Source organism: Pseudomonas sp. 14P5.3.2 (assembly GCF_057799175.1).
Genome location: NZ_JBYOKU010000001.1, coordinates 47,825 through 70,378, shown reverse-complemented (window position 1 = coordinate 70,378; position 22,554 = coordinate 47,825). Strand labels below are relative to the sequence as shown.

Sequence of the window (22,554 nt, the reverse complement as noted above, 5' to 3'; positions counted from 1 at the left end):
TCAGACCTCCTGGAACCGGGTCGACTCGGGCAGCTTGCTGTAAGCGTTCTGCACGTTTTTCAGGTCGATGTTGTGAGTGCTGATGTTCAAACCCTCGCTGTCGCTTTTGACGAAGGAGAACTTGCCGTTTTCGGCGCTGATATTGCTCAGATTGAGGTTCCAGTTGCCCTGCTGACCACCGTTGGTGCGCATGAAGGTGCCAAAGTCCTTGGCCTTGAAGTTGTCGACATTGACGTTGGCATCGGCATTGAGCTGGAAGATCTTGTCCGCCGCGCCCTGGGCACTGCTGTTGGTGATGTTCAGGTGGGTGGTCTTGGCGCCGCCGTCCTTCACCGTCAGGGCATCTTCGCCGACATTGGTCCAGTGCACGTTATCCACGTTGACTGGCTCCTCGCCGTTTGCCTTGACGTGCACGCCATCAGCGCCGTTTTCGCCGATGATCACGTTTTTCAAAGTGGCGCCTTCAGCCAGTTCGAACAGCGGTTTCTGCGACTCGCCCTGACCACCGTCGCCCAGTGCGGCACCGGCAGTGAAGGTCTTGCCGCCGCCGTCGAACACTTCGCCCGGCCCGACCTTGATGGTGCTGTTGACCACGGTCGGGTTGCTCGAAGCGGTCGGGAACATCACCGGCGCTGCACCGCTGTTGTCCAGAACCGGTGCCCCAGCTTCCGGGTTCGGGCTGACACCGGCGTCCGACACCGGCACAGTGTTGCCGGTTACCGGTGCGCCGCCCTTGCTTGATGTGCCACCACCGTCGGCTCCCGGCGTGCCAAAGGTATCGGGGTGGCTGTCCATGAACTGGGCGATCATCTCCAGCAGCTCCTTGAGTCGATCGTCGCCGGACACTTGTCCGCCGCCCTCTGCAGTCGGACTGATCGCGCTGTTCAGGGAGCCTTCGCCAAGGCTCTTCATCAGCGTATTGACCAGATCCTCGGGGCTCGAACCAGCGCCAGCCCCTTGCGTGCCCCCCACACCCTTGGCCTGTGCGCCGTCACCGCCCTGAGCACCGTCGCCGCCGAGGATCTTCTCGAACAGTGCCATCAAGACCTGAGTCAGCAACTCTTTGGACGACTCGCCGCCACTGCCCTCGGTGGCGGTTTGCCCGTCCTTGCCCGACCCTTGCAGCTTCTGCAGCAAATCATCGCCGGCGCTCTGGTCGGAGGCGCCGGCTTCCTTGCCCGACGATGAGCCCAGCAACATCTCGGCCAGCATGCTGGCCAGATCATGCAACCCGGAAGCACCGGACGGCGCGTTCTGACCTGGCAGCGTGCTCTGATCCAGCGACAAACCGGCCACCGACCCACTCTGTGAAAGCCCTGAAAAAACACTGAAATCTGCCATCTGCATCGTACCCCGTTGCTGAGAGAGTCCGGATCGAGGCCGGGATGGCCTCCGATCCACCGTGCTCGCCGCAGCACTGTGCGGCGACACGCCCTCTGTGTGGCCGGCGCTGACAGGCAGTTCCTTCGTCGATCAATTGAGCAGACGGGCCAGACTCACACGGGTTTCCCGTACCTGGGCAATAAAGCCCTGCACCAGCCCACCGAAGGTGTCTTCATCGAGTCGAGCCAGTTCACGGGAAGTACACAGGCGCACGTCGCCCTGATCCAGGGCCAACCAGCAGCCGCGCAAAGTCGCGACATCGAAGTTCATGCTCAGCAGACGTTGCAGGTTCTCCGCCCCCGGTTGCGCAGTGCCCAGGCGACAATGCAAAACCACGGTTTCGCTGTGTTCCGGCAACTCGATGACAGCCGCTTGAATATGGTCGCGGTCATATAACGCACAGACGCCGCGCTGAAAGGTAAGTGGCGTACCCAATTGGCTGGCCAACTGGGCAATTAAACGCTGGATGATGGACTCGGAGTTCGCCATTGCTTTTCCTGTAGTTGATTTCGCCGGACAGCTGCCGGTACGAAACATGAGTGGAAAAACAACGACGAGGAGTTCCGTTCAGAACAAACATTGCGAAATCAGTGTTTCAACCCGGCCAGCGACAAGAGTTGAGCAAGTAACGCCTGTAGTTGTTCTCCTTGATATTCATTGTTGAGTTCATGCCAGACCACGAAAGTGTGCTGGCTATCCAGGCAAATGTAGTAACCGTCGTAGGATTCAACATTTTCGAAACGCCGTTTAAGCGCGTCCGAAAACAAATCGGGACGTTGTGCCTGACGCTGGATATTCAGCGCCAGCCCCCAGCCCAGACTCTCCTTGCGACACACGAACTCAATGCCCGGAGCCCATTGCCAGGCACTGGCCTGCTTCTCGCCGATACGCGCAAGAAAATCCTGTTGATCGGTACTTTGCAAAATCGTTTCAGTCATTCAGAGACACCGTACTGTATTCGCCGCCGCCATCCCGTAATGCGGGAGACCACCAGACATTCAACTCGGCATTATTGGCGCCAAGTTGCTGACAATCACCTGAACCACATGAAGCTTCTGGAATTAAAGTACAAGCGCTCAACAAAAGCAGACTCGCTGCCACAATAATGGCCTGGTACAACTTCATCTCGTCACCTTCCTTGTCGGACGCTACATCCTTTTTCGGCCACCCATTGGGCAGGACGGCGAAAAAACGATGCAGGTCTCGTTATTTTTTATAACCCCCATCACTGTGGGGGCAACATCGATATCCGTGCCGGTGTTGCCGCAGGCGTTGCAGTCGCCGTCGGTCGTAAAGCCACGAAAATCTCAGTTGATTCACCAGGTTGCAACAGGAACTTGGGCGCAACTGTTACGGCCAATGTCTGTGATCCTGAACAAGCTGCCGGGTCAATGCGCTGCGGTGTGGCACTGGTGTTTTTCACCACGCCGACCGCCACCCGATAATCCGTTGCGTTGAACCACTGCATCCGCTGCCGATCCAGCGTGAGCGTCGCTGGCACTTTACACAGGTCGCCCAAGGCCGCACCAGATGATGACTGTTTGATATCACCCGGGATAGCGCCCTTGACCAGACCGGCAAAAGTCGCGGCTATCGCTGCACGCAAAATCGCAGGTTTTCCCGGTTCACGGCCGGACGCCAGCGCCCGGTCGAGTTGCCCGCGGTTTTCACTGGCCACATAGCGCGCCGGGTCTACCTGGTCGCCAATCAGGCGTGGTGTCAGGATGAACAAGCGCTCGCGCCGCGACGTCTGGCGCTTGTTGGAGGAAAACAGTGGCCCCAGCAACGGAATCTGTCCGAGCACCGGAACCTGTTGCTGCTGGTCGCCACGCTCATCGACGTGGAAACCACCGATCACCAGCGAACGGTTTTCGGCGATCACCGCCTGAGTGCTCACCGTGCCGCGTTTGACGGTCGGCGTCTGTTGGTCGCGAACCTGCTCCAGCTGGCCATCTTCGATATCGACGATCAACTGAAAACGATTGTCGCCACCGCCGGCAATGGTGCGCGGAATCACTTGCAGGCTGGTGCCGGCCGTAACCGGTTCAATCGTCGCCACGCGTTCGCCGGTGGCGGTGATGTACTGCGTGCGGCTGAAGTCGATCACTGCCGGCTGATTTTCCAGGGTCAGCACCGAGGGACGGGCGATCACCGAGGCCACGCCCTGCCCCTCCAGTGCCTGAATCTCGGCGAAGAATCGGTCGAAGTCGCGTATGAACAAGGTCGACGAGCCACTGCCGAGCAGCGAGCTACCCGCCGTGACGCTGCCAGCACGGGCCGACCAGCGCGACTCCAGGGTGGTCAACTGACTGCGGTCGATATCAAGGATGATCGCGTCGATCTCCACCAGTTTGCTCGGCAGATCCAGCTGCTCGATCAGTTGCTGGTATTGCCCGCGCTTGTCCGGGTTGTCGTAAATCAGCACGGCGTTGTTGCGCACATCAGCGGCAACGCGCCGCTGTCCACTGGCGTTGGACTTGACCTCGGCACGGCCGCTGACCCGCTCCGTGGCCAAACGCACGATCTTGCCCCGGGCAGTATCAGCCATGCTCTGCAGCGCATTGATATTGGCCTTGGGGTCCAGCGCTGAAGGCGTCGTGGAGCGCTGGTTTTCCAGCAGCCCTTCGAGAATCGCCGCCACGCCGGGAATGCTCACGGTTTGCTCGCGGTACTGAATCTGCCGGTCGGCGACGGCCGCAAAACGCAGAGGAAACATCATCACCTGCTGCTTCTCGTCAGGCTTGATCTTCTCCTTGCTGAAGCTGCGGATCAGCTCGACATAACGCGCCGGCCCGCTGACCAGCACCACACCTTCATCGGGCAATTCGCCCCAGCCGAAACGCTTGTCCAGCAGGCCGATATCGGTCAGCGCCTGTTTCAGATCCGGCGCGGCATCGGCCGACACTTCGAGGCGCTGTGCAACCTGAGCCGATTGGGGGCTGATGTACAACTTGCCGTTGTAGACGAACCACTGAAACTGGTGTTCCAGCGCCAGTCGATCGAGAAATTCCACGGCATTGGTCGCGCGCAATTTGACGTCGAGCATACCGCTGACACCGGTCACACTCAGGCCGACCCCAAAGGCATTGGCGAAATCCCTGAGCACGGTGTCCAGCGGAGTTTGTGTGGCTTCGTAGGCGTAAGCCGATTGCCCCCAGTCAGCGGGGACCGCAGCCAGGGTCGGCAACGACAGTGCCAGTAGCAGGGACATCCCGCACAAATGCTTAAACATACCGGTGCCCCAAAGGTAGAGCGTGATGCCGAGGGCGCACCGGTGCCGGGGTATGGGCCAGCATCGCTTCCCAGACTTCACGCTGATTGGCCAAGGCTTCCAGCGCGGCGATGATCGGGCTGACACCGTCGAATGGCAGATAGCGCACCAGACACAGACGCCGCTCCTGCGGGTCCAGCGCCAGGGCGGCGCTGAAGCGTCCGAGACTGGGGCCGGACAAACGCAGAGCCGCTTCAAGGTCGGCGTCGCCACCGCGCCAGGCGACACTCAATCCGGCACAACACAGCACTCCGGCGGGTCGCCGTTGCAGGCGCACCGATTGCTGATCGATCAGCAGCGTCAGCTCGCCCTCACCACTGTCCAGCCAGCGTTGCACGGTGACGCTCAGCTCAGCGGATTTCATTGATGATTGCCTTGGCCAGGTTGTGCTTGACGACAATTTCCTGATTGGCCGCCCAACTGGCGGTGGAGGACTGGCGGATCGCCGAGTTGAACGCGTGCCAGTCATCCGGGGAAAACGCATCCAGTGACAAAGCCGCGGAATCCAGATCCTTTTGCGTGTGTTCGAAGGTGTTGTCGAGACGGCGGCGCAGTGCATCAGAAGACAGCATGGTGAGACTCCAGGTCCGAAAACTGCCCACTGAGTGGTCAGCCTTCGAGTTTGGTTCCATGCGTTATCGCACTGATTGCGCCGGGACTCGCGGCAATGGCCAGACCTGGGCGACCAGGGCGCCCCACGACAGGCTGAAATCCCCCAGCGCCGTTCGCAGGCACAGGCTGTCCGGCGGCAGTTGCGGGTCGGCGCGGACACTCCACAGCGCTTGCGTCGTCTGCAACTGGTGGCTGACGGCATCCAGCTCTGCAGGATGACAGTGCAGCACGCCTGCTTCATCCGAGGGCTGAGCTGCGGCGAGCTGGCGCAATAGCGCCTTGATACGCTCCGGTTGCACCGTTTCGCCCAACAGACACTGCATGGCCTCGCTGACCAATGTTTCGGCACTGGCGATAATGTCCGTCCACATCTGTTGCCGCTGCTGCTGCCATTCGTTGAGCAGCGCGTCCGCCTGACGCCAGACCTCGGCCCGTGCCTGCTCACGGGCCTCGTCGGCCAGTTGCGCCGACTGCCGGCGTGCCTGAGCGAGGATGCTTTCGGCATTGCTGCGGGCAGCCTCCAGCAGCTGACTGGCCAACAGATTTTGTTCGAGGATTTCACGGCGCAGAACCGGGCCGTCGGGCAACGCCTGAGGATCACTGAACGTCAGACAGCGGCGAGTCAACATGGGGCGTTCCTTGTTCATTCGGGACAGTAAGGGCGTACCAACTGACGGCCTGCCACAGGCTCGTCAGGCGTTGCCCCGGCAGCGAAGCGAAACTCACACGTTCGGCATCGACCACGCGCGAACGGGCAAACGTCAGACGCAAGCGAGACCAGGCCGACTCCCCCACCCACGCCCGCAACAGGCGCAGGCCGCGAATCTCGGCAGTGTCGGCCAACGCTGTCGGCGGCAACCAGTTTCCCGGTTGCAGCGCCTTGCCCAGACGTCGACACCAGATCAGTTCGGGCTGGCTCAAGCCCGGTGGTTGCGGGGTCTGGCTGCCCGCGCAGACCGTTGCCACCAGGTTCAACACCCGCCGCCATTGCTCACGATCCAGGCTGAGCAACGGCAACAGAACGGGGTTGGGTGTGGCGGGCCAATCGGCGCTCATGCCCAGATGCGCATCCAGCCACGGCCCCGAATGACTGCGTAAAAACGCCAGGCAGTGTGTTGCAACGTTCTGCTCGCCCAAAGCCCAATCAGCCTCGGCTTGCCGTGCGCCCTGCACCCACCAGCGCACCCAGGCCAGCGCTTGCTCCGGAGAAACCGCCGGCACAGTCATCGCGGATCGGACGGCGTCGGTCTCGCCCCGCCTACCGCTTTGCCCAGGCGCTGACGCCATTGCGGGTTGAGCACCAGCAATCCGCCCGCCAGCAATAACGCCGCCAGCACACACAGCCCGGCAAGCCACTGCCAGAACTGCCAGCGTTCCTGAGTCATGCGCAGCGGGCCGATACTCACCTGTTCCTCGGCCTCCTGATAGCTCTGGGCGGGCACGAAGATCACCGCGAGTTTCTTGTCATCGGCGCCGCTGATTCCCGGAATGCTGCTGGCAACCATGCGCCGGATGCGTGGCAGTACACTGTCCGGGTCGAGTTCCGCGCGGTGTTTGATGAACACCGCTGCCGACGCCGGTTGCACCGGTTCGCCCGGCGCCACCCGTTCCGGCAGCACCACGTGAACCCGGGCCACCACCACACCGTCGATCTGCGACAGGGTCTGCTCCAGCTCCTGGGACAAGGCATAGAGGTACCGCGCGCGCTCTTCCAGCGGCGAGGAAATCACCCCTTCCTTGCGAAACACTTCACCCAGGCTGGAGCGCGAGCGGCGCGGCAACCCCACGGCTTCGAGCGCCCGCACCGCCCGGGAAATGTCACGGGTCGCCACCAGCACCGCGACGCCGTTCTTGTCCAGCCGCTTCTGCGCATCGATGTGCTTGCCGGCCAGTTCCGCCAGCACTTCGTTGGCGTCCTGTTCGGAGAGGTCGCGATGCAGCTCCATACGCTCGCCACAACCGCACAGCAGCAGGATCATCAGCGCCGGCACAAGCCGCCTGAATGCCTTGAAATGCATGGTCTGGCCTTATTGAAGACTGGTGAGTTTTTCTACGCTCTGAGCAGCCTTGCTCACCAGTTTGGCGCTGAGCAGGCTCTCCAGATAAAACGAGGACAAGGACCGGTTGGCCTGCAACGCCTGCTGCGGATCGGTGGAGCGCGATGCTCGCTGCAAGTCTCGATCGGCCTTGTCGGCATCCTTTTGCAGGGCCGTAGAAGCCCGGGCGATCGGCGAATCTGCCGCCTCCTCGCGCGGTGGCCGGGCAGCGGCCTGCTGCATCTGTGAGTTAAACCAGGCAATGTCCGCCTCGGCAGGCGGCCTGAGCGGCAGCCCTTCGGTAACGGATAGACCCGAGTGGTTAACTGTTACCCCTGTAATCGCCATTCACGCTCTCCTGCCGGGACGAAGGTTTACAATCAGCCGCGATAGCTGGTGGAGCTTTGCTGTACCAGCACCGACAAGACGTTGCCGGCCGCGATGCTGGCGTCGGTTTTCAGGGTGTTACCGGCACCGCCGTTAAGGAAGTTCTGCTCGGCATTGGGGAACAGTCCGCCCAGTGAATTGCCTTGGGCACTGCCCTTGACCTCACCCTTGATCATGTCGATGGCTTTCTGGAACTGCTTGCTCTCGCCTTTGGACATGAACAGATCGCCCTCGGACAACTCGCCCATCCAGTCCTTGGATTTGCCGTCCGGTTTGCCGAACTCTTCCGGGTGCATGTCCATGAAACGCGCGACTTCCTTGAGCACGTCCTTGTCGTCGTTGGAGAAAGCCATTTCACCCTTCGCGTCACGCACGGGGTTGCCGGTTGGCTTGAGCAGGTTGTCGAGTTTTTCTTCGCCCAGATTGCCCAGCAACGACGACAGCAAGTCTTGGATACCGCCACTGCCCTGACTGTTGCCGGTATTGCCGGCGCCCGGATTCCAGCCGCCATTGCTGCCACCGACGTTGCCGCCGTTCTGGGTGCCGCCGCCGAGAATGTCCTTGATCAGACCTTCCAGACCTTGGGTGAAGGCCTGTTTCTCCTCTTTGTTGAGGTAGTTGTCCTCACTCAGCTCATCACGCCAGCTGCGAACCTTGCCGTTGGCATCGTCGGGTTTGCCGAATTTGTCCGGGTTCTTGTCCATGTAGTCGGCGATCATCCCCAGCAGCGGGTTTTTCGCATCACGGATGTTCGCGCCGCTGCCGTTTTTCTCGAACAGTGCCTCGCCCAGCAACGAGGCGATCTGCCCGGCGCCGCTGTCGGAGTTGCTCTGCAGATTGCCCAGGCCGGAGGTATTGAAACCGCCCTGGAACGAGGTGGTCTGGGGCATGCTTATCGAAGTGGAAAACATAGATGTGCTCCTGCTTGACTGCGCAAGTCATGGCCCTCTCGACCGGAGTCGAGAGAGCCCACGACCACTTAGTAGTTGATCGCCTTGCCGGTCTGCTGGGCAGCGTTCTGCGCTTTGGTGGCAGAGTCCTGATAGGCGCTGGCGATACCGTTCACGGTATCGGTCATCATCTTGTTGGACTGAGCCTGGGCGTTCATGGTGGTGGTTGCTGCAGCAGTGGCGTCCATCTGCGTCATGGCAGCCATCGAAGCGCCAAGGGATGCGGTACCGGCCATAGTGTTACTCCTGATAATCGAAGGTTGTTTGAACACCCCAATGGTGTTCGAACAGTGAGTGGTCGATTCTCGGAAGCGGTTCCATGAGGTCGGCAAATCGATGCGCACAAACCCGAGATCACAGCTCGGGGGAATCGATGCTCAGGCTTTTCATACGGTGGTAAAGGGTGCGTCGGGGGATCCCCAGTTCGCTGATCACCGCGTCAATGCACTTGTCGTGACGGCTGAGGCAATCCTGGATCAGGGTTTTCTCGAACAGGCGCAAATGGCTTTTGAGCGGCACGCCGGACTGGCAATCACCGAAAGGTGCATCCATCTGCAACGCAGGCATGCCCAGCACGAAACGCTCGGCAGCGCATTTGAGTTCTCGGATGTTGCCCGGCCAGCGATGGCTGAGCAGACGCTTGAGCAGGTCGGGGTCGGGTTGCGGAATCGGTTGATGGTGACGCACGGCGGCTTCATTGACGAAGCGCTGAAACAACGGCTGGATGTGTTGCAGGCCCGAGCGCAAGGTGGGGAGCTGGATCTTGATCACATTGAGGCGAAAAAACAGGTCGCGGCGAAACTTTCCCTCTTCCACCAGTTTTTCCAGGGGGGTCTGGGTGGCGACGATTACCCGCAGATCCAGCGGCACAAAGCGCGTCGAGCCCAGGCGCTCGATACCGCGCATCTCCAGCACACGCAGCAACTTGGCCTGGAGCAGCAACGGCATGCTATCGATTTCGTCGAGATACAGCGTGCCGTGGTTGGAGGCTTCGATGTAGCCCGCCCGGGACTTTGACGCGCCGGTATAGGCGCCGGCCATGACCCCGAACAATTCACTCTCGGCCAGTTGTTCGGGCACCGCTGCACAGTTGAGTGCAATCAGCGGTCCCTCGCGACAGGACAATTGATGAATACGTCGGGCCAGCGTGTCCTTGCCGGTGCCGGTTTCGCCTTCCAGCACCATATCGACCTTCAATGGCGCAGCCTTATTTATGAAAGCTTGCAGCGTCCCTGCACTGTCGAGAACTTCATGTTCCCAATGCGTAGAGTGATTATTCGAAAAACCCCCGGTCATCTTGTTCCCTCATGATGATCACTTCTGTCGGGCTCGAGGAATACAGAACGCCGCACCTTCCTCAACGCAAAACACTGGAAGGAGAATCGACGTCGCGAACGCAATGTATGCCTGCCACACCATTCTTTTTTTTCTGGACGATAGAGATCAGCAGGTACCCGGCGTTCATTTTCACAGCCAATCCCCCACTGACTGGATCTGCCCGGCAATGCTTGCATGAACGACGGCGACTTGTATTTGCGCAAATCTGCCGCGCGACTGTCAATCGAGCAGACATCCGCTGTCAGGCAGTCTATGCAGCCCGTTCGAGCCGGCAAAATTGAAATTCAACAGCTCAATCATAGGGAATATCAATAACCCTGACATCTTGACGCTATCTGCGAAAGTACACCTCAAAAAGCGCCAGAAAACTTCAGGGATCTCAAAATGAATAGCCAATGGTAATACCCGCTTACTTTCTCTCGGATTAAACATTGAGAGGCTGTTTATACAAACGCTGCATGACAAATCTTGCAATAACTATTAACTTACCGCCGCCCCGACCGATGGAGGGTCGGGCATTCGCACTCAGTTAAGGAAAACGATGGCAATGGTCTATTGTCGTGCTTGCGCCAAGGAGCTACACGAAACGGCGCTCACCTGCCCCCAATGCGGGGCTGCCCAACAGGCCTGCGTGCCGCAAACGCAAGCTGCAATACCCTGGCTGGCCATCGTTTCGTTGATCCTCGGAATTATCAGCGCACTTACCCTGTTTGATGATTCCGAATGGGACAGGGATGCGATTGTCGGTGTGGGCATTCTCAGCCTTGCGGGCCTCACTTGCGGCATCGTCTGTATCAACCAAAAACACCCAGGAAGAAACCTCGCGATTGCCGGCATTGTTTTGTCAGGCCTTGCCGCGTTCGTTTTGTCCTGTCTATCGATTGAATAATTTTAGGGAAAAAATATGAGCTTGGTTTTCTGCCGTGGTTGCGCCAAGGAGATTAGTAGTCTGGCTGTGGCCTGCCCACAGTGCGGTGCACCTCAGGCAACTCAACAGTCCTATGCAAGCGGTCCCGCGATCACCACGGGCAACCCTTACGTGGAAGCGCTGAAGAATTACGCCGAATTCAAAGGCCGCGCCACTCGCCGCGAATACTGGATGTTCGTGCTGATCAACCTGGGTATCTGCATTGTCATGGGCGTTCTCGATGCAATGCTCAACACCAAGGGCGTGCTCTACAACCTGTACAGCCTGGCGATGTTCCTGCCGAGCATTGCCGCCGGTGCGCGCCGCATGCACGACACCGACCGTAGCGGCTGGTGGTTGCTGCTGCCGATCGTCAACCTGGTGTTCCTGGTGCAAGACAGCCAGCCGGGGCCAAACCGTTTCGGGCCGAACCGCAAAGGCAACAACTGAGTCACCCCGCAGCACGTTGAACGAGACGGCCTTCATGGCCGTCTCTTTGTTTGTACGACATGAATCTGAAACGCCGCTGGATCTTTACTCGCGGCGCAACATAGATTTGTCATCAAACAGATTGATAGCCCCCTAACGAAAGGTGCATGCTAGAGGGCTCGAATCGGTCTTATATCATTCCGAATGATAGTTACCTTTGCTTCATTCGATTCGTGCCATCACACCCCCGCCGAGCATCATCCGCCCATCTTCAATACATTGGCGGATGATTCCATGGAACAGTCACTCAAACATTTGCGCTTCCCCTTGGCCCTGTTGGCCGTGCTGGTGATGAGCGCTTGCGGCAAGACTCCGGAGACTGCCGCCACCCTGCCCGCTGCCAAAGTCAGCGTGGCGAAGGTGCTGGAACAACCGGTCAACGAGTGGGACGAATTCACCGGGCGCCTCGAAGCGCCGGAAACCGTTGAAATCCGTCCCCGGGTCTCTGGCCAGATCGACGAGGTCGCCTTCACTGAAGGCGCGCTGGTCAAAAAAGGCGACCTGCTGTTCCAGATCGACCCGCGTCCTTTCCAGGCTGAGGTGCGCCGCCTCGAAGCTCTGGTTGCCCAATCCCGCGCCAACGCCACCCGCAGTGAAAACGAAGCCGGTCGTGGCGAACGTCTGCGTGCCAGCAACGCGATCTCCGCTGAACTGGCCGACTCGCGCACCAGTGCTGCACAGGAAGCCCGCGCCGCCGTTGGCGCCCTGCAAGCGCAGCTGGATCTGGCCAAGCTGAACCTGAGCTTCACCCGCGTCACCGCGCCAATCAGTGGTCGCGTCAGCCGTGCCGAAATCACTGCGGGCAACCTGGTGACCGCCGACACCACCCCGCTCACCAGTGTGGTCTCCACCGACAAGGTCTACGCCTACTTCGACGCCGACGAGCGTGTGTTCCTCAAATACACCCAACTCGCCCGTAACGGTCAGCGCGGCGCGACCACTCCGGTGTACATGGGCCTGTCCAACGAAGACGGCAACCCGCACCTCGGTCAAATGAACTTCGTCGACAACCAGGTCAACCCGAAAACCGGCACCATCCGTGGTCGTGCGGTGTTCGACAACAGCGACGGCACCTACACCCCAGGCCTGTACGCACGGCTGAAACTGGTCGGCAGCGGCACCTACAACGCCATGCTGATCAACGACGAAGCGGTCGGCACCGATCTGGGCAAGAAGTTCGTGCTGGTGATGGATGCGGACAACAAGACCGCCTACCGTCCCGTCGAACTCGGGCCGAAGATCGAAGGCCTGCGCATCGTGCGCAGCGGCCTGAACAAGGACGACACGATCATCGTCAAGGGCTTGCAGCGGGTACGTCCGGGTTCGCCGGTTACCCCTGAAGTGATCCCGATGGCCAGCGAGCAGACCATTGCCGCTCTGGCTCAACAACGACAAGCGCTGGAAGCCAGCAACCTGCCCAAAGTCGCACCCGCCAAAGGTGCACAGGGTACGGCTGTGAAGCTCGCCGCTGCGACCCCACGCGGTTAAGGGACGACAACTCCGATGAATTTTTCCCAATTCTTCATTTCACGGCCGATCTTCGCAGCGGTGCTCTCGCTGTTGATCCTGATCGCCGGTGCGATCTCGCTGTTCCAGCTACCGATCAGCGAATACCCGGAGGTCGTGCCGCCCACCGTGGTGGTGCGTGCCAACTTCCCGGGCGCCAACCCCAAAGTCATCGGTGAAACCGTGGCCGCTCCGCTGGAGCAAGCCATCACCGGCGTCGAGAACATGCTGTACATGTCCTCGCAGTCCACCGCTGACGGCAAGATCACCCTGACTATCACCTTCGCCCTGGGCACCGACCTGGACAACGCGCAGGTGCAGGTGCAAAACCGGGTGACCCGTACCGAACCGAAACTTCCCGAGGAAGTGACGCGCATCGGTATCACCGTCGACAAGGCCTCGCCCGACCTGACCATGGTTGTGCACTTGACCTCGCCGGACAAACGCTACGACATGCTCTACCTGTCCAACTACGCGATCCTCAACATCAAGGATGAGCTGGCTCGCCTGGGCGGTGTCGGTGACGTGCAGCTGTTCGGTATGGGCGACTACTCGCTGCGGGTCTGGCTGGATCCGAACAAGACCGCTTCGCGCAATCTGACCGCCACTGATGTGGTCACCGCGATTCGTGAGCAGAACCGTCAGGTCGCTGCCGGTCAACTCGGTGCGCCCCCTGCCCCGAATGCCCAAAGCTTCCAGCTGTCGGTCAACACTCAGGGCCGTCTGGTCTCCGAAGAAGAGTTCGAGAACATCATCATTCGCGCAGGCGACAACGGTGAAATCACTCGTCTCAAGGACATCGCTCGCGTCGAGCTGGGTTCCAGCCAGTACGCCCTGCGTTCGTTGCTGAACAACCAGCCTGCTGTAGCGATCCCGATCTTCCAGCGCCCAGGCTCCAACGCCATCGAGATCTCGAACGAAGTTCGCGGCAAGATGGAAGAACTGAAGAAAAGCTTCCCGCAAGGCATGGACTACAGCATCGTCTATGACCCGACGATCTTCGTGCGCGGCTCGATCGAAGCAGTGGTTCACACCCTCTTCGAAGCACTGATCCTTGTGGTGCTGGTGGTGATCCTGTTCCTGCAGACCTGGCGCGCCTCGATCATTCCGTTGGTGGCAGTGCCGGTATCGTTGATCGGTACGTTTGCAGTGATGCACCTGTTCGGTTTCTCGCTCAACGCACTGTCGCTGTTCGGTCTGGTATTGGCGATCGGGATCGTGGTGGACGACGCCATCGTGGTGGTGGAGAACGTCGAACGCAACATCGAGCTCGGACTGACCCCGGTCGAAGCGACCAAGCGGGCGATGCGTGAAGTGACCGGCCCGATCATCGCCACGGCGCTGGTGTTGTGTGCGGTGTTCGTACCGGCCGCGTTCATCTCCGGCCTCACCGGGCAGTTCTACAAGCAGTTTGCGTTGACCATTGCGATCTCGACCGTGATCTCCGCGTTCAACTCGCTGACCCTGTCGCCGGCACTGGCTGCGGTGTTGCTCAAAGGGCATGACGCGCCGAAAGACCGCTTCTCCAAAGTGCTGGACAAGATCTTCGGTGGCTGGCTGTTCCGTCCGTTCAACCGCTTCTTCGACCGCGCCAGCCATGGTTATGTCGGCACCGTGCGCCGTGTGATCCGCAGCAGCGGTATCGCCCTGCTGCTGTACGCAGGCCTGATGGTGCTGACGTTCTTCGGTTTTGCCAACACCCCGACCGGTTTCGTCCCCGGCCAGGACAAGCAATACCTGGTGGCTTTCGCGCAACTGCCGGACGCCGCGAGCCTGGATCGCACCGAAGACGTGATCAAACGCATGTCCGACCTGGCACTGAAGCAACCGGGCGTGGAAAGCGCCGTAGCGTTCCCGGGCCTGTCGATCAACGGCTTCACCAACAGCCCGAACGCCGGCATCGTGTTCGTGACCCTGAAACCGTTCGACGAACGTAAAGACCCAAGCATGTCCGCCGGAGCAATCGCCGGAGCCTTGAACGGTCAGTACGCGAACATTCAGGAAGCGTACATGGCGATCTTCCCGCCACCGCCGGTACAAGGCCTGGGCACCATTGGTGGTTTCCGCCTGCAAATCGAAGACCGGGGCAACCTGGGCTACGACGAGCTGTACAAGGAAACCATGAACATCATCGCCAAGAGCCACAACGTGCCTGAACTGGCCGGGCTGTTCACCAGCTACACCGTGAACGTGCCGCAGGTCGACGCTGCCATCGACCGAGAAAAAGCCAAGACCCACGGCGTGGCCGTCAGCGACATCTTCGATACCCTGCAGATCTACCTGGGTTCGCTGTATGCCAACGACTTCAACCGCTTCGGGCGCACCTATCAGGTCAACGTTCAGGCTGAACAGCAGTTCCGTCTCGAATCCGACCAGATCGGTCAGTTGAAAGTGCGCAACAACAAAGGCGAAATGATCCCGCTGGCGACCTTCATCAAGGTCAGCGACACCTCGGGCCCGGATCGCGTGATGCACTACAACGGCTTCATCACCGCGGAAATCAACGGTGCGGCAGCCCCCGGCTACAGCTCCGGCCAAGCGGAAAAAGCCATCGAGAAACTGCTCAAGGATGAACTGCCGAACGGCATGACCTACGAGTGGACCGACCTAACTTACCAGCAGATTCTGTCCGGCAACACCGCGCTGTTCGTGTTCCCGCTCTGCGTCCTGCTGGCGTTCCTGGTACTCGCCGCTCAGTACGAAAGCTGGAGCCTGCCACTGGCGGTGATCCTGATCGTACCGATGACCCTGCTGTCGGCCATCACCGGTGTGATCATCTCTGGCAGCGACAACAACATCTTCACCCAGATTGGCTTGATCGTACTGGTGGGGCTTGCGTGCAAGAACGCGATTCTGATCGTCGAGTTCGCCAAGGACAAACAGCTGGAAGGTCTCGATCCGCTGGCGGCGGTTCTGGAAGCCTGCCGTCTGCGTCTGCGGCCGATCCTGATGACCTCCTTCGCGTTCATCATGGGTGTGGTGCCTCTGGTGTTCTCCAGCGGTGCCGGTGCCGAGATGCGTCATGCCATGGGTGTGGCGGTGTTCTCCGGGATGCTCGGGGTGACCTTCTTCGGTCTGTTGCTGACGCCAGTGTTCTACGTTTTGATCCGTAATTTCGTCGAGCGTGGCGAAGCCCGCAAAGCGGCCAAGGCACACGCTCTGCAAAAGCCACTGGAGGCGCAATAATGAGTCTGAAAGTCTTCCTGCCGAGTCTGCTGGTGCTGGCGTTGAGCGCCTGCGCCGTCGGCCCTGACTACAAGACCCCGGCGACGGAGGCGGCCAACATCACGACCGCCACCGACGGCGCTGCCGGTCAGAAGAACTTTGACCGTTCGAAGTTTGAAGGCATCTGGTGGCAGCAATTCGACGATCCGACCCTCAACCAGTTGGTGACTCAATCGCTGCAAGGCAACCGTCAACTGCGCGTGGCGTTCGCCCGCTGGAAAGCCGCCCGGGCGATCCGCGACGACGTCAGCAACGATGCGATGCCGACCATCACCAGCCGCGCGAGCAGCGATCTGGCCAAGGGACAAATCCCCGGCCAGACCACCAAACGGGTCAACAGCGAACGCTACGATCTGGGGCTGGACATGGCCTGGGAACTCGACCTGTTCGGGCGTATCCAGCGCAATCTGGAAGCCAGCGACGCCGACCAGCAGGCAGCGGAAGCGGATCTGTACCAACTGCAAGTCACCATGATTGCCGAACTGGTGGATGCCTACGGTCAACTGCGCGGTGCACAACTGCGCGAGAAAATCGCCGTGGCCAACCTGAACAACCAGGTCGAGTCACGCAAGATCACCATCAGCCTGCGTGACGCCGGCGTGGGCGATCAGCTCGACGTCGAACGTGCCGATGCGCGCCTGGCCTCGGTCGAAGCCAGCGTGCCGCAACTGCAGGCGGAACAGGTTCGGCAGAAAAACCGTATCGCTACCCTCTTGGGTGAGCGTCCGGACAAACTGACCGTGGATCTGAGCCCGAAAGAATTGCCGGCGATTGCCAAGGCCTTGCCGATCGGCGATCCGGGTGAGCTGCTGCAACGCCGTCCGGACATCCTCAGCGCCGAACGCAAACTGGCCTCGGCCACCGCGCGAATCGGCGTGGCGAAAGCTGATCTGTTCCCACGGGTCAGCCTCAGCGGGTTCCTTGGCTGGACGGCCGGGCGTGGTTCGCAGATCGGTTCCTCGGCCGCCAACGCCTGGGCACTGGGCCCGAGCATCACCTGGGCAGCGTTTGATCTGGGCAGCGTGCGCGCCCGCTTGCGCGGCGCCGATGCCGATGCCGAAGGCGCGCTCGCGACTTACGAGCAACAAGTGCTGCTGGCGCTGGAAGAATCGGAAAACGCCTTCAGCGATTACGGCAAGCGTCAGCAACGGCTGATCTCGCTGATCCGCCAGAGTGAATCGAGCCGCAAGGCAGCCGATCTGGCGGAGATCCGGTACCGCGAAGGCACGACCGACTTCCTCGTGCTGCTCGACGCTCAGCGGGAACGTCTGAATGCCGAAGACAGCCAGGCTCAGGCTGAAGTCGATCTGTATCGCGGCATCGTCGCGATCTACAAGGCCTTGGGTGGCGGCTGGCAGCCGGAAACCGTCGCCAGCAAGTAAGCATTTCTACAGAGCTCCTTTGGTTGGCCGCAACCAACCAATTTTTTGCCCCGCGTATCATTCGGTCGCGGGGCTTTTTTGTGCCTGTTCTCACAATTGATCGGTGTGGGAATTTGACTCAACGGCCATGCTGACCGAAGCTTGCCCCCTCTGCCAAAGAACGCCCGTTCACGGAATCCTGCATGCCTCAGTCCCGCCGCTACCTGTTCATCAGCCTTGGCCTTGTGCTGGTTATCGTCATCGCCTGGTTATCGCTGCGCAGCACCACCCCGGTGGTGCCGGAAGCGATCAAGCGTGGCTATAGCGAAGCCCTCACGGCGGCCCGTTCGGGGCAGCCGGGTGCAGCGCGGCAGTTGTATCAACAGTTGGGGCGCCCGGATCTGTCGCCCAAACGCAGTGCCTGGCTGCTGGCGGAGCTGCCCAACTATCCAAGCCCGCAAGCGCTGAAACTGGCCGACGCCCATCTGCAAAACGAAGCGCCCGAAGTACGGCTGGCGGCGATTCAAAGTGTGGTGGGACTGGTGCCCGGCGGGCAGCGCAGTCTGTTGCTCGGGCCAATGCTCGACGATGAAGACCAAAGTGTGCGGTTCGCTGCGATCAACGCCTTGCTGGGCCTGACGCCGGATGAACTGGGTCTGTATTTCGCGCCGTTGCAGCAAGCGATCGATGGCTGGGAGCAAGTGCTCAAGGAGCAACCGGAAAACGCCGCCACCTATGCGCAACTGGCGCGCCTGTATCTGCACAACGCCGAACTCAAACAAGCCCAGCAAGCGCTCGACAATACCCTGCGCCTGGAACCGGACAACCTGCCGGCGCTGGTCATGCAAATCGATGTCCTCGACCGTCAGGGTCAAAGCGACGCCGCCCGCCAGTTGCTGGCCAGACAGCTGCAGGCCCAACCGGATTCCGCCTACCTGCAACACGCGTTGGGGCTGTGGCTGCTGCACCACGACCAACGTGAGTTCGCCCTGCTCGGTTTGTCCAAAGCGGTGGAACTCGAGCCCGACAACAAGGATTACCGCTATGACCTCGCCACCACCCTGCACGCCGCCGAAGAGCTGGAAGCGGCGCAAAAACAGTTGCAGGAAGTGGTGCAGCGCCACCCCGCCGACCGCAAGGCGCGGGTGCTGCTGATCAATTACTGGAAGGAAAGCGGCCAGTTGCAGAACGTGCAGATTCTGCTCGCGCAACTGGAGCAGATGAACCCTGATGACCCGGCGTTACAGCAGGGCCTTTGAGCCTTTACTCGCTGATTCAATGACATTTTGATATCGAAACCTCGGAACCGTCATGACTGGCAGCGGTCAAGTAATCAGGTAGTGCACAACGGCTGATACAGCCTGCTGCCTCGATTCCCCTAGTCATGAGAGGGCATTCTTTGTCTACGTCCAACGAGTTGATCAGTGCAAAAGCCGCCACCGGCATCGTCGGCCTGGATGACATCCTGGCCGGCGGTTTGTCCCGAGGGCATGTGTTTTTGCTCGAAGGTGAACCCGGTACAGGCAAAACCACCGTCGCGTTGCATTTCCTGATGGCGGGCGCCCGTGCCGGCGAACGCTGTCTGTACATCACGCTGTCGGAAACCGAACGTGAACTGCGCCAGGGCGCGCTGTCTCACGGTTGGGAGCTCAACGAGAACATCGAGATCTTCGAGCTGACGCCACCCGAAAGCCTGCTCAACGCCGAGCATCAGCAAAGCCTGCTGTACTCCTCCGACCTGGAACTGGGCGAAGCCACCAAGCAGATTTTCGAAGTGGTCGAGCGCTTCAAGCCGACCCGCGTCGTGCTCGACAGCCTCTCCGAAATCCGCCTGCTGGCGCAGAGTTCGCTGCGTTACCGCCGACAAATTCTGGCGATCAAGCACTACTTTGTGCGCTACGACGCCACTGTCCTGCTGCTTGACGACCTGACCACCGAGTCCCTCGACAAGACCGTGCACAGCGTCGCCCACGGGGTGATCCGCCTCGAAGAACTGACGCCCAATTACGGTGCCGAGCGCCGACGCGTGCGCGTCGTCAAGTATCGCGGCCAGAAGTACCGTGGCGGTTACCACGACTTCACCATCATGGGCGACGGCGTGCATGTGTTCCCACGACTGGTGGCTGCTGAACACCGTGGCGACTACTCACGCTTGCAATTGACCAGCGGCATCAAAGAAATGGACGCCCTGCTCGGTGGCGGCATCGAGACCGGTTCCAGCACACTGATTCTCGGCCCGGCCGGTACCGGCAAATCGCTGATCTCGATGATCTTCGCCGCCTCTGCCGTGGCACGTGGCGAGAAAGCCGCGCTGTTCATCTTCGATGAAGAACTCGGTTTGCTGTTCGAACGCATGAAAAATATCGGTATCGACCTCAAGGCCCTGCAAGCCACCGGCAATCTGCTGATCGATCAGGTGGACGCCGCGGAGCTCTCTCCCGGCGAGTTCTCGCATCGGGTACGTCGCTGCGTTGACGAAGGCAACATCAAGACCGTGGTGATCGACAGCATCAACGGTTACCAAGCGGCGATGCCGGAAGAGAACGCACTGGTGCTGCACATGCACGAGCTGCTGCTGTACCTCAACCGCAAAGGCGCAGCGACCTTCATGACCGTGGCCCAGCACGGTCTGGTCGGCGACATGCAGGCGCCAGTGGACATCACTTACCTGGCCGACACGGTGATCCTGCTCCGCTACTTCGAAGCCATCGGCAAGGTCCGCCGGGCGATTTCGATCATCAAGAAACGTACCGGCAGCCACGAATCGACGATCCGTGAATATCGTATTTCCACGCACGGCATGACCATCGGTGAACCGCTGGAGGCCTTCCAGGGTGTGTTGCGCGGCGTGCCGACTTACCTCGGCGCGAGCAATCCGCTGTTGCGGGAAGAAACCTTGTGACGGTTACCGTAACGCTGGCGGAACGGGCGCTGATTCTGGCGCCCATGGGTCGTGACAGCCAGGTGGCGCTGATGATCCTCAATGAGGCAGGGTTTGGTGGGGTCATCACGCCAGATCTGGGTGCACTGTGTGCGCAACTGGAACCCGGCGCCGGACTGCTGCTGATTGCCACCGAAGCCCTGCGCGGCCCCGAACTGGAAACGCTGCTGAATTTTCTCGAACAGCAACCGGCCTGGTCGGATCTGCCGATCGTCTTGCTGACTCACCACGGAGGCCCGGAACCGGGCCCCTCCTCGCGCCTGAGCAAACTGCTGGGCAACGTCACATTTCTCGAGCGTCCGTTTCATCCGGCGACCCTGGTCAGTCTGGTCTCCACCGCTTTACGCGGGCGACGACGACAGTACGAAGCCCGCGATCGCCTGATTGATCTGAGTGAAAGCGAACGCCGACTGCAATCGACCCTGGAAACCCTTGAGCAACAGGTCGAGGAACGCACCGCGCAACTTCGCCACAACGAAGAAGCCTTGCGTCAGTCACAGAAAATGGAAGCGGTCGGTCAGTTGACCGGCGGCATCGCTCATGACTTCAACAACATGCTCACCGGGATCATCGGCAGTCTCGAGCTGCTGCGTCGACGGCTGGCTCGCGGGCGCACCGAAGACCTCGACAGCCTGATTGATCTTGGCGTGACTTCAGCCAACCGCGCTGCCGGTCTGACTCACCGCTTGCTGGCGTTCTCGCGCCGGCAATCGCTGGACTCCAAAGCCGTGCAGATGAACACGCTGGTGCTGTCGATGGGCGAGTTGTTGCAACGCAGCCTCAACGAAAGCATTCAGCTGGACATGCGCCTCAACGACCAGTTGTGGATCGCCGAAGCCGACCCCAATCAACTGGAAAGCGCCCTGCTCAATCTGGTGCTCAACGCCCGCGACGCGATGCCCGAAGGCGGCAAACTGGTGGTCGAGACCAGCAACCAGGTGCTTGAACGGGAATTCACCGAGGCCTACCCGAATCTCGAGCCTGGCGATTACGTGATGCTCAGCGTCACCGACAATGGCAGCGGCATGCCGCAGAGCGTGATCAACCGCGCGTTCGATCCGTTTTTCACCACCAAGCCCATCGGTCAGGGTACGGGGTTGGGTCTGTCGATGATTTACGGCTTCAGCAAACAGTCCCGTGGTCACGTCACGATTGAAAGCGAAATCGATCAGGGCACCACGGTCAAACTGTACCTGCCACGCTTTCGCGGCGAAGAGGTGGAGCATCCGGTGTCCGCTGTTCAGCAGGCCCCGGAGGCGTTGGATGGCGAAACCGTGTTGATCGTCGAAGACGACCCTGCCGTGCGCGTGCTGGTCAGCGCGGTGCTCAGTGAATTGGGTTATGCGTTTGTCGAAGCCGGCGATGCCGACGGCGCCGTGCCGATCCTCAACTCGACGCAGCGCATCGATCTGCTGATCAGTGACGTCGGCCTGCCGGGCATGAATGGTCGGCAACTGGCGGAAATCGGCCGGCAGTACCGGCCCGGGTTGAAGGTGTTGTTCATCACCGGTTATGCCGAGCACGCTGCCGTGCGCGGTGGCTTCCTCGACTCGGGGATGCAGATGATCACCAAACCGTTCACCTTCGATCTGCTGACCGCCAAGGTTCGCGAGATGATCAAGAACTGACCCCCAAAAACGACTGTAGGAGCTGCCGCAGGCTGCGATCTTTTGATCTTGTTTTCAGGATCAAGAGATCGCAGCCTGCGGCAGCTCCTACAGGGGCGTTTCGGTGTATTCAGATCAGGCCAGCAGTTCCTGAATCTTTTCCTGCAGCACATCCAGATCGAACGGTTTTTCCAGGATCGGCGCCTTGCGCGTGATCGGGCTGCCGGTCTCACGGATTTCCTGCGGGTAGCCGCTGATGAAGATCACTTTCAGATCCGGGCGCAGTTTTACCGCCGGCTCGGCGATCTGCACGCCGGAGATCCCGCCCGGCAGGCGGAAGTCGGTGATCAACATGTCCAGATGCGGCTTGCTCGCGAGAATCTCGAACGCCTGCTCGCCGTTTTCGGCCTGCAACACGCGATACCCCTGCCCCGACAGATAATCTGTCAGCACCATCAAGATAACCGGTTCGTCCTCGACGACGAGTACTACATCTTGTGCATCTACGCTCATGGGAAGCCTTTGTTCGGTCAATAGCTGC

The 22,554-nt window shown here is 60.3% G+C and carries 23 protein-coding genes; 8 read left to right on the top strand and 15 right to left on the bottom strand.

Features of this window, described 5'->3' with window-relative positions:
* The 14 genes from AC27VU_RS00335 to AC27VU_RS00270 all read right to left on the bottom strand — a co-directional run bounded on the left by AC27VU_RS00335 (position 1) and on the right by AC27VU_RS00270 (position 9,935).
* Positions 1 to 1,341, bottom strand: a complete 1,341-nt coding sequence (locus AC27VU_RS00335) for a pectate lyase (protein ID WP_262141780.1) — start codon at positions 1,339 to 1,341, stop codon at positions 1 to 3.
* Between the two features lie 132 nt (positions 1,342 to 1,473).
* A complete protein-coding gene (locus AC27VU_RS00330) occupies positions 1,474 to 1,872 on the bottom strand; it encodes a type III secretion system chaperone (RefSeq protein ID WP_262141779.1) in 399 nt (132 codons plus the stop codon).
* A gap of 98 nt (positions 1,873 to 1,970) precedes the next feature.
* Positions 1,971 to 2,321 carry a hypothetical protein gene (locus AC27VU_RS00325; protein WP_003225079.1) on the bottom strand — a complete coding sequence of 117 codons (351 nt, stop codon included), beginning with the start codon at positions 2,319 to 2,321 and terminating at the stop codon, positions 1,971 to 1,973.
* Positions 2,314 to 2,508 (bottom strand): hypothetical protein, encoded by a 195-nt coding sequence (locus AC27VU_RS00320; RefSeq protein ID WP_146774697.1) that lies wholly within the window; start codon positions 2,506 to 2,508, stop codon positions 2,314 to 2,316. Before AC27VU_RS00320 ends, AC27VU_RS00325 begins: the two co-directional genes overlap by 8 nt.
* Before the next feature lie 100 nt (positions 2,509 to 2,608).
* A complete protein-coding gene (gene sctC / locus AC27VU_RS00315; protein ID WP_262141777.1) occupies positions 2,609 to 4,594 on the bottom strand; it encodes a type III secretion system outer membrane ring subunit SctC in 1,986 nt (661 codons plus the stop codon).
* A 13-nt stretch (positions 4,595 to 4,607) separates the two neighbouring features.
* Positions 4,608 to 5,018 (bottom strand): type III secretion system chaperone, encoded by a 411-nt coding sequence (locus AC27VU_RS00310; protein WP_003225083.1) that lies wholly within the window; start codon positions 5,016 to 5,018, stop codon positions 4,608 to 4,610.
* On the bottom strand, positions 5,005 to 5,226 hold the full coding sequence (locus AC27VU_RS00305; protein WP_003225084.1) for an HPr kinase: 222 nt from the start codon (positions 5,224 to 5,226) through the stop codon (positions 5,005 to 5,007). Before AC27VU_RS00305 ends, AC27VU_RS00310 begins: the two co-directional genes overlap by 14 nt.
* 63 nt (positions 5,227 to 5,289) lie before the next feature.
* Positions 5,290 to 5,895: a type III secretion system stator protein SctL gene (gene sctL / locus AC27VU_RS00300; RefSeq protein ID WP_262141776.1), complete on the bottom strand. Its 606-nt coding sequence runs from the start codon at positions 5,893 to 5,895 to the stop codon at positions 5,290 to 5,292.
* Positions 5,864 to 6,493: a hypothetical protein gene (locus AC27VU_RS00295; protein WP_262141775.1), complete on the bottom strand. Its 630-nt coding sequence runs from the start codon at positions 6,491 to 6,493 to the stop codon at positions 5,864 to 5,866. The genes sctL and AC27VU_RS00295 overlap by 32 nt, the downstream gene beginning before the upstream one ends.
* Positions 6,490 to 7,284 (bottom strand): type III secretion system inner membrane ring lipoprotein SctJ, encoded by a 795-nt coding sequence (gene sctJ, locus AC27VU_RS00290; RefSeq protein WP_103483513.1) that lies wholly within the window; start codon positions 7,282 to 7,284, stop codon positions 6,490 to 6,492. The genes AC27VU_RS00295 and sctJ overlap by 4 nt, the downstream gene beginning before the upstream one ends.
* A gap of 9 nt (positions 7,285 to 7,293) precedes the next feature.
* The gene (sctI, locus tag AC27VU_RS00285) at positions 7,294 to 7,650 is read right to left on the bottom strand and encodes a type III secretion system inner rod subunit SctI (RefSeq protein WP_201137602.1); all 357 of its coding nucleotides are present in this window, start codon (positions 7,648 to 7,650) and stop codon (positions 7,294 to 7,296) included.
* Positions 7,651 to 7,682: 32 nt separating this feature from the next.
* A complete protein-coding gene (locus tag AC27VU_RS00280; protein ID WP_003225093.1) occupies positions 7,683 to 8,600 on the bottom strand; it encodes a DNA-binding protein in 918 nt (305 codons plus the stop codon).
* A gap of 68 nt (positions 8,601 to 8,668) precedes the next feature.
* Positions 8,669 to 8,911 carry a type III secretion system major pilin HrpA gene (locus AC27VU_RS00275; protein WP_488723115.1) on the bottom strand — a complete coding sequence of 81 codons (243 nt, stop codon included), beginning with the start codon at positions 8,909 to 8,911 and terminating at the stop codon, positions 8,669 to 8,671.
* An 82-nt stretch (positions 8,912 to 8,993) separates the two neighbouring features.
* The gene (locus tag AC27VU_RS00270; protein ID WP_003225097.1) at positions 8,994 to 9,935 is read right to left on the bottom strand and encodes a sigma 54-interacting transcriptional regulator; all 942 of its coding nucleotides are present in this window, start codon (positions 9,933 to 9,935) and stop codon (positions 8,994 to 8,996) included.
* A 583-nt stretch (positions 9,936 to 10,518) separates the two neighbouring features.
* Here AC27VU_RS00270 and AC27VU_RS00265 point away from each other — a divergent pair.
* The 8 genes from AC27VU_RS00265 to AC27VU_RS00230 all read left to right on the top strand — a co-directional run bounded on the left by AC27VU_RS00265 (position 10,519) and on the right by AC27VU_RS00230 (position 22,034).
* Positions 10,519 to 10,866 carry a hypothetical protein gene (locus AC27VU_RS00265; RefSeq protein WP_003225099.1) on the top strand — a complete coding sequence of 116 codons (348 nt, stop codon included), beginning with the start codon at positions 10,519 to 10,521 and terminating at the stop codon, positions 10,864 to 10,866.
* Positions 10,867 to 10,881: 15 nt separating this feature from the next.
* Positions 10,882 to 11,334, top strand: coding sequence for a DUF805 domain-containing protein (locus AC27VU_RS00260; protein ID WP_103483515.1), 453 nt, complete (start codon positions 10,882 to 10,884; stop codon positions 11,332 to 11,334).
* 273 nt (positions 11,335 to 11,607) lie between these two features.
* Positions 11,608 to 12,861, top strand: a complete 1,254-nt coding sequence (gene mexE, locus AC27VU_RS00255; RefSeq protein ID WP_262141774.1) for a multidrug efflux RND transporter periplasmic adaptor subunit MexE — start codon at positions 11,608 to 11,610, stop codon at positions 12,859 to 12,861.
* Positions 12,862 to 12,876: 15 nt separating this feature from the next.
* Positions 12,877 to 16,065 carry an efflux RND transporter permease subunit gene (locus AC27VU_RS00250; protein ID WP_003225105.1) on the top strand — a complete coding sequence of 1,063 codons (3,189 nt, stop codon included), beginning with the start codon at positions 12,877 to 12,879 and terminating at the stop codon, positions 16,063 to 16,065.
* Positions 16,065 to 17,486 (top strand): efflux transporter outer membrane subunit, encoded by a 1,422-nt coding sequence (locus AC27VU_RS00245; protein WP_401061703.1) that lies wholly within the window; start codon positions 16,065 to 16,067, stop codon positions 17,484 to 17,486. Before AC27VU_RS00250 ends, AC27VU_RS00245 begins: the two co-directional genes overlap by 1 nt.
* A 182-nt stretch (positions 17,487 to 17,668) precedes the next feature.
* Positions 17,669 to 18,724, top strand: coding sequence for a tetratricopeptide repeat protein (locus AC27VU_RS00240; RefSeq protein WP_103483516.1), 1,056 nt, complete (start codon positions 17,669 to 17,671; stop codon positions 18,722 to 18,724).
* A gap of 140 nt (positions 18,725 to 18,864) precedes the next feature.
* Positions 18,865 to 20,367: an ATPase domain-containing protein gene (locus AC27VU_RS00235; protein ID WP_488723114.1), complete on the top strand. Its 1,503-nt coding sequence runs from the start codon at positions 18,865 to 18,867 to the stop codon at positions 20,365 to 20,367.
* Entirely contained in the window at positions 20,364 to 22,034 is a 1,671-nt protein-coding gene (locus tag AC27VU_RS00230; RefSeq protein ID WP_488723113.1) for an ATP-binding protein, read from the top strand. The genes AC27VU_RS00235 and AC27VU_RS00230 overlap by 4 nt, the downstream gene beginning before the upstream one ends.
* 114 nt (positions 22,035 to 22,148) lie before the next feature.
* On the opposite strand, the gene AC27VU_RS00225 is transcribed toward AC27VU_RS00230, so the two are convergent.
* Complete coding sequence (locus AC27VU_RS00225) at positions 22,149 to 22,526, bottom strand: response regulator (protein WP_003225116.1); 378 nt, start codon at positions 22,524 to 22,526, stop codon at positions 22,149 to 22,151.
* Between the last annotated feature and the right edge of the window lie 28 nt (positions 22,527 to 22,554).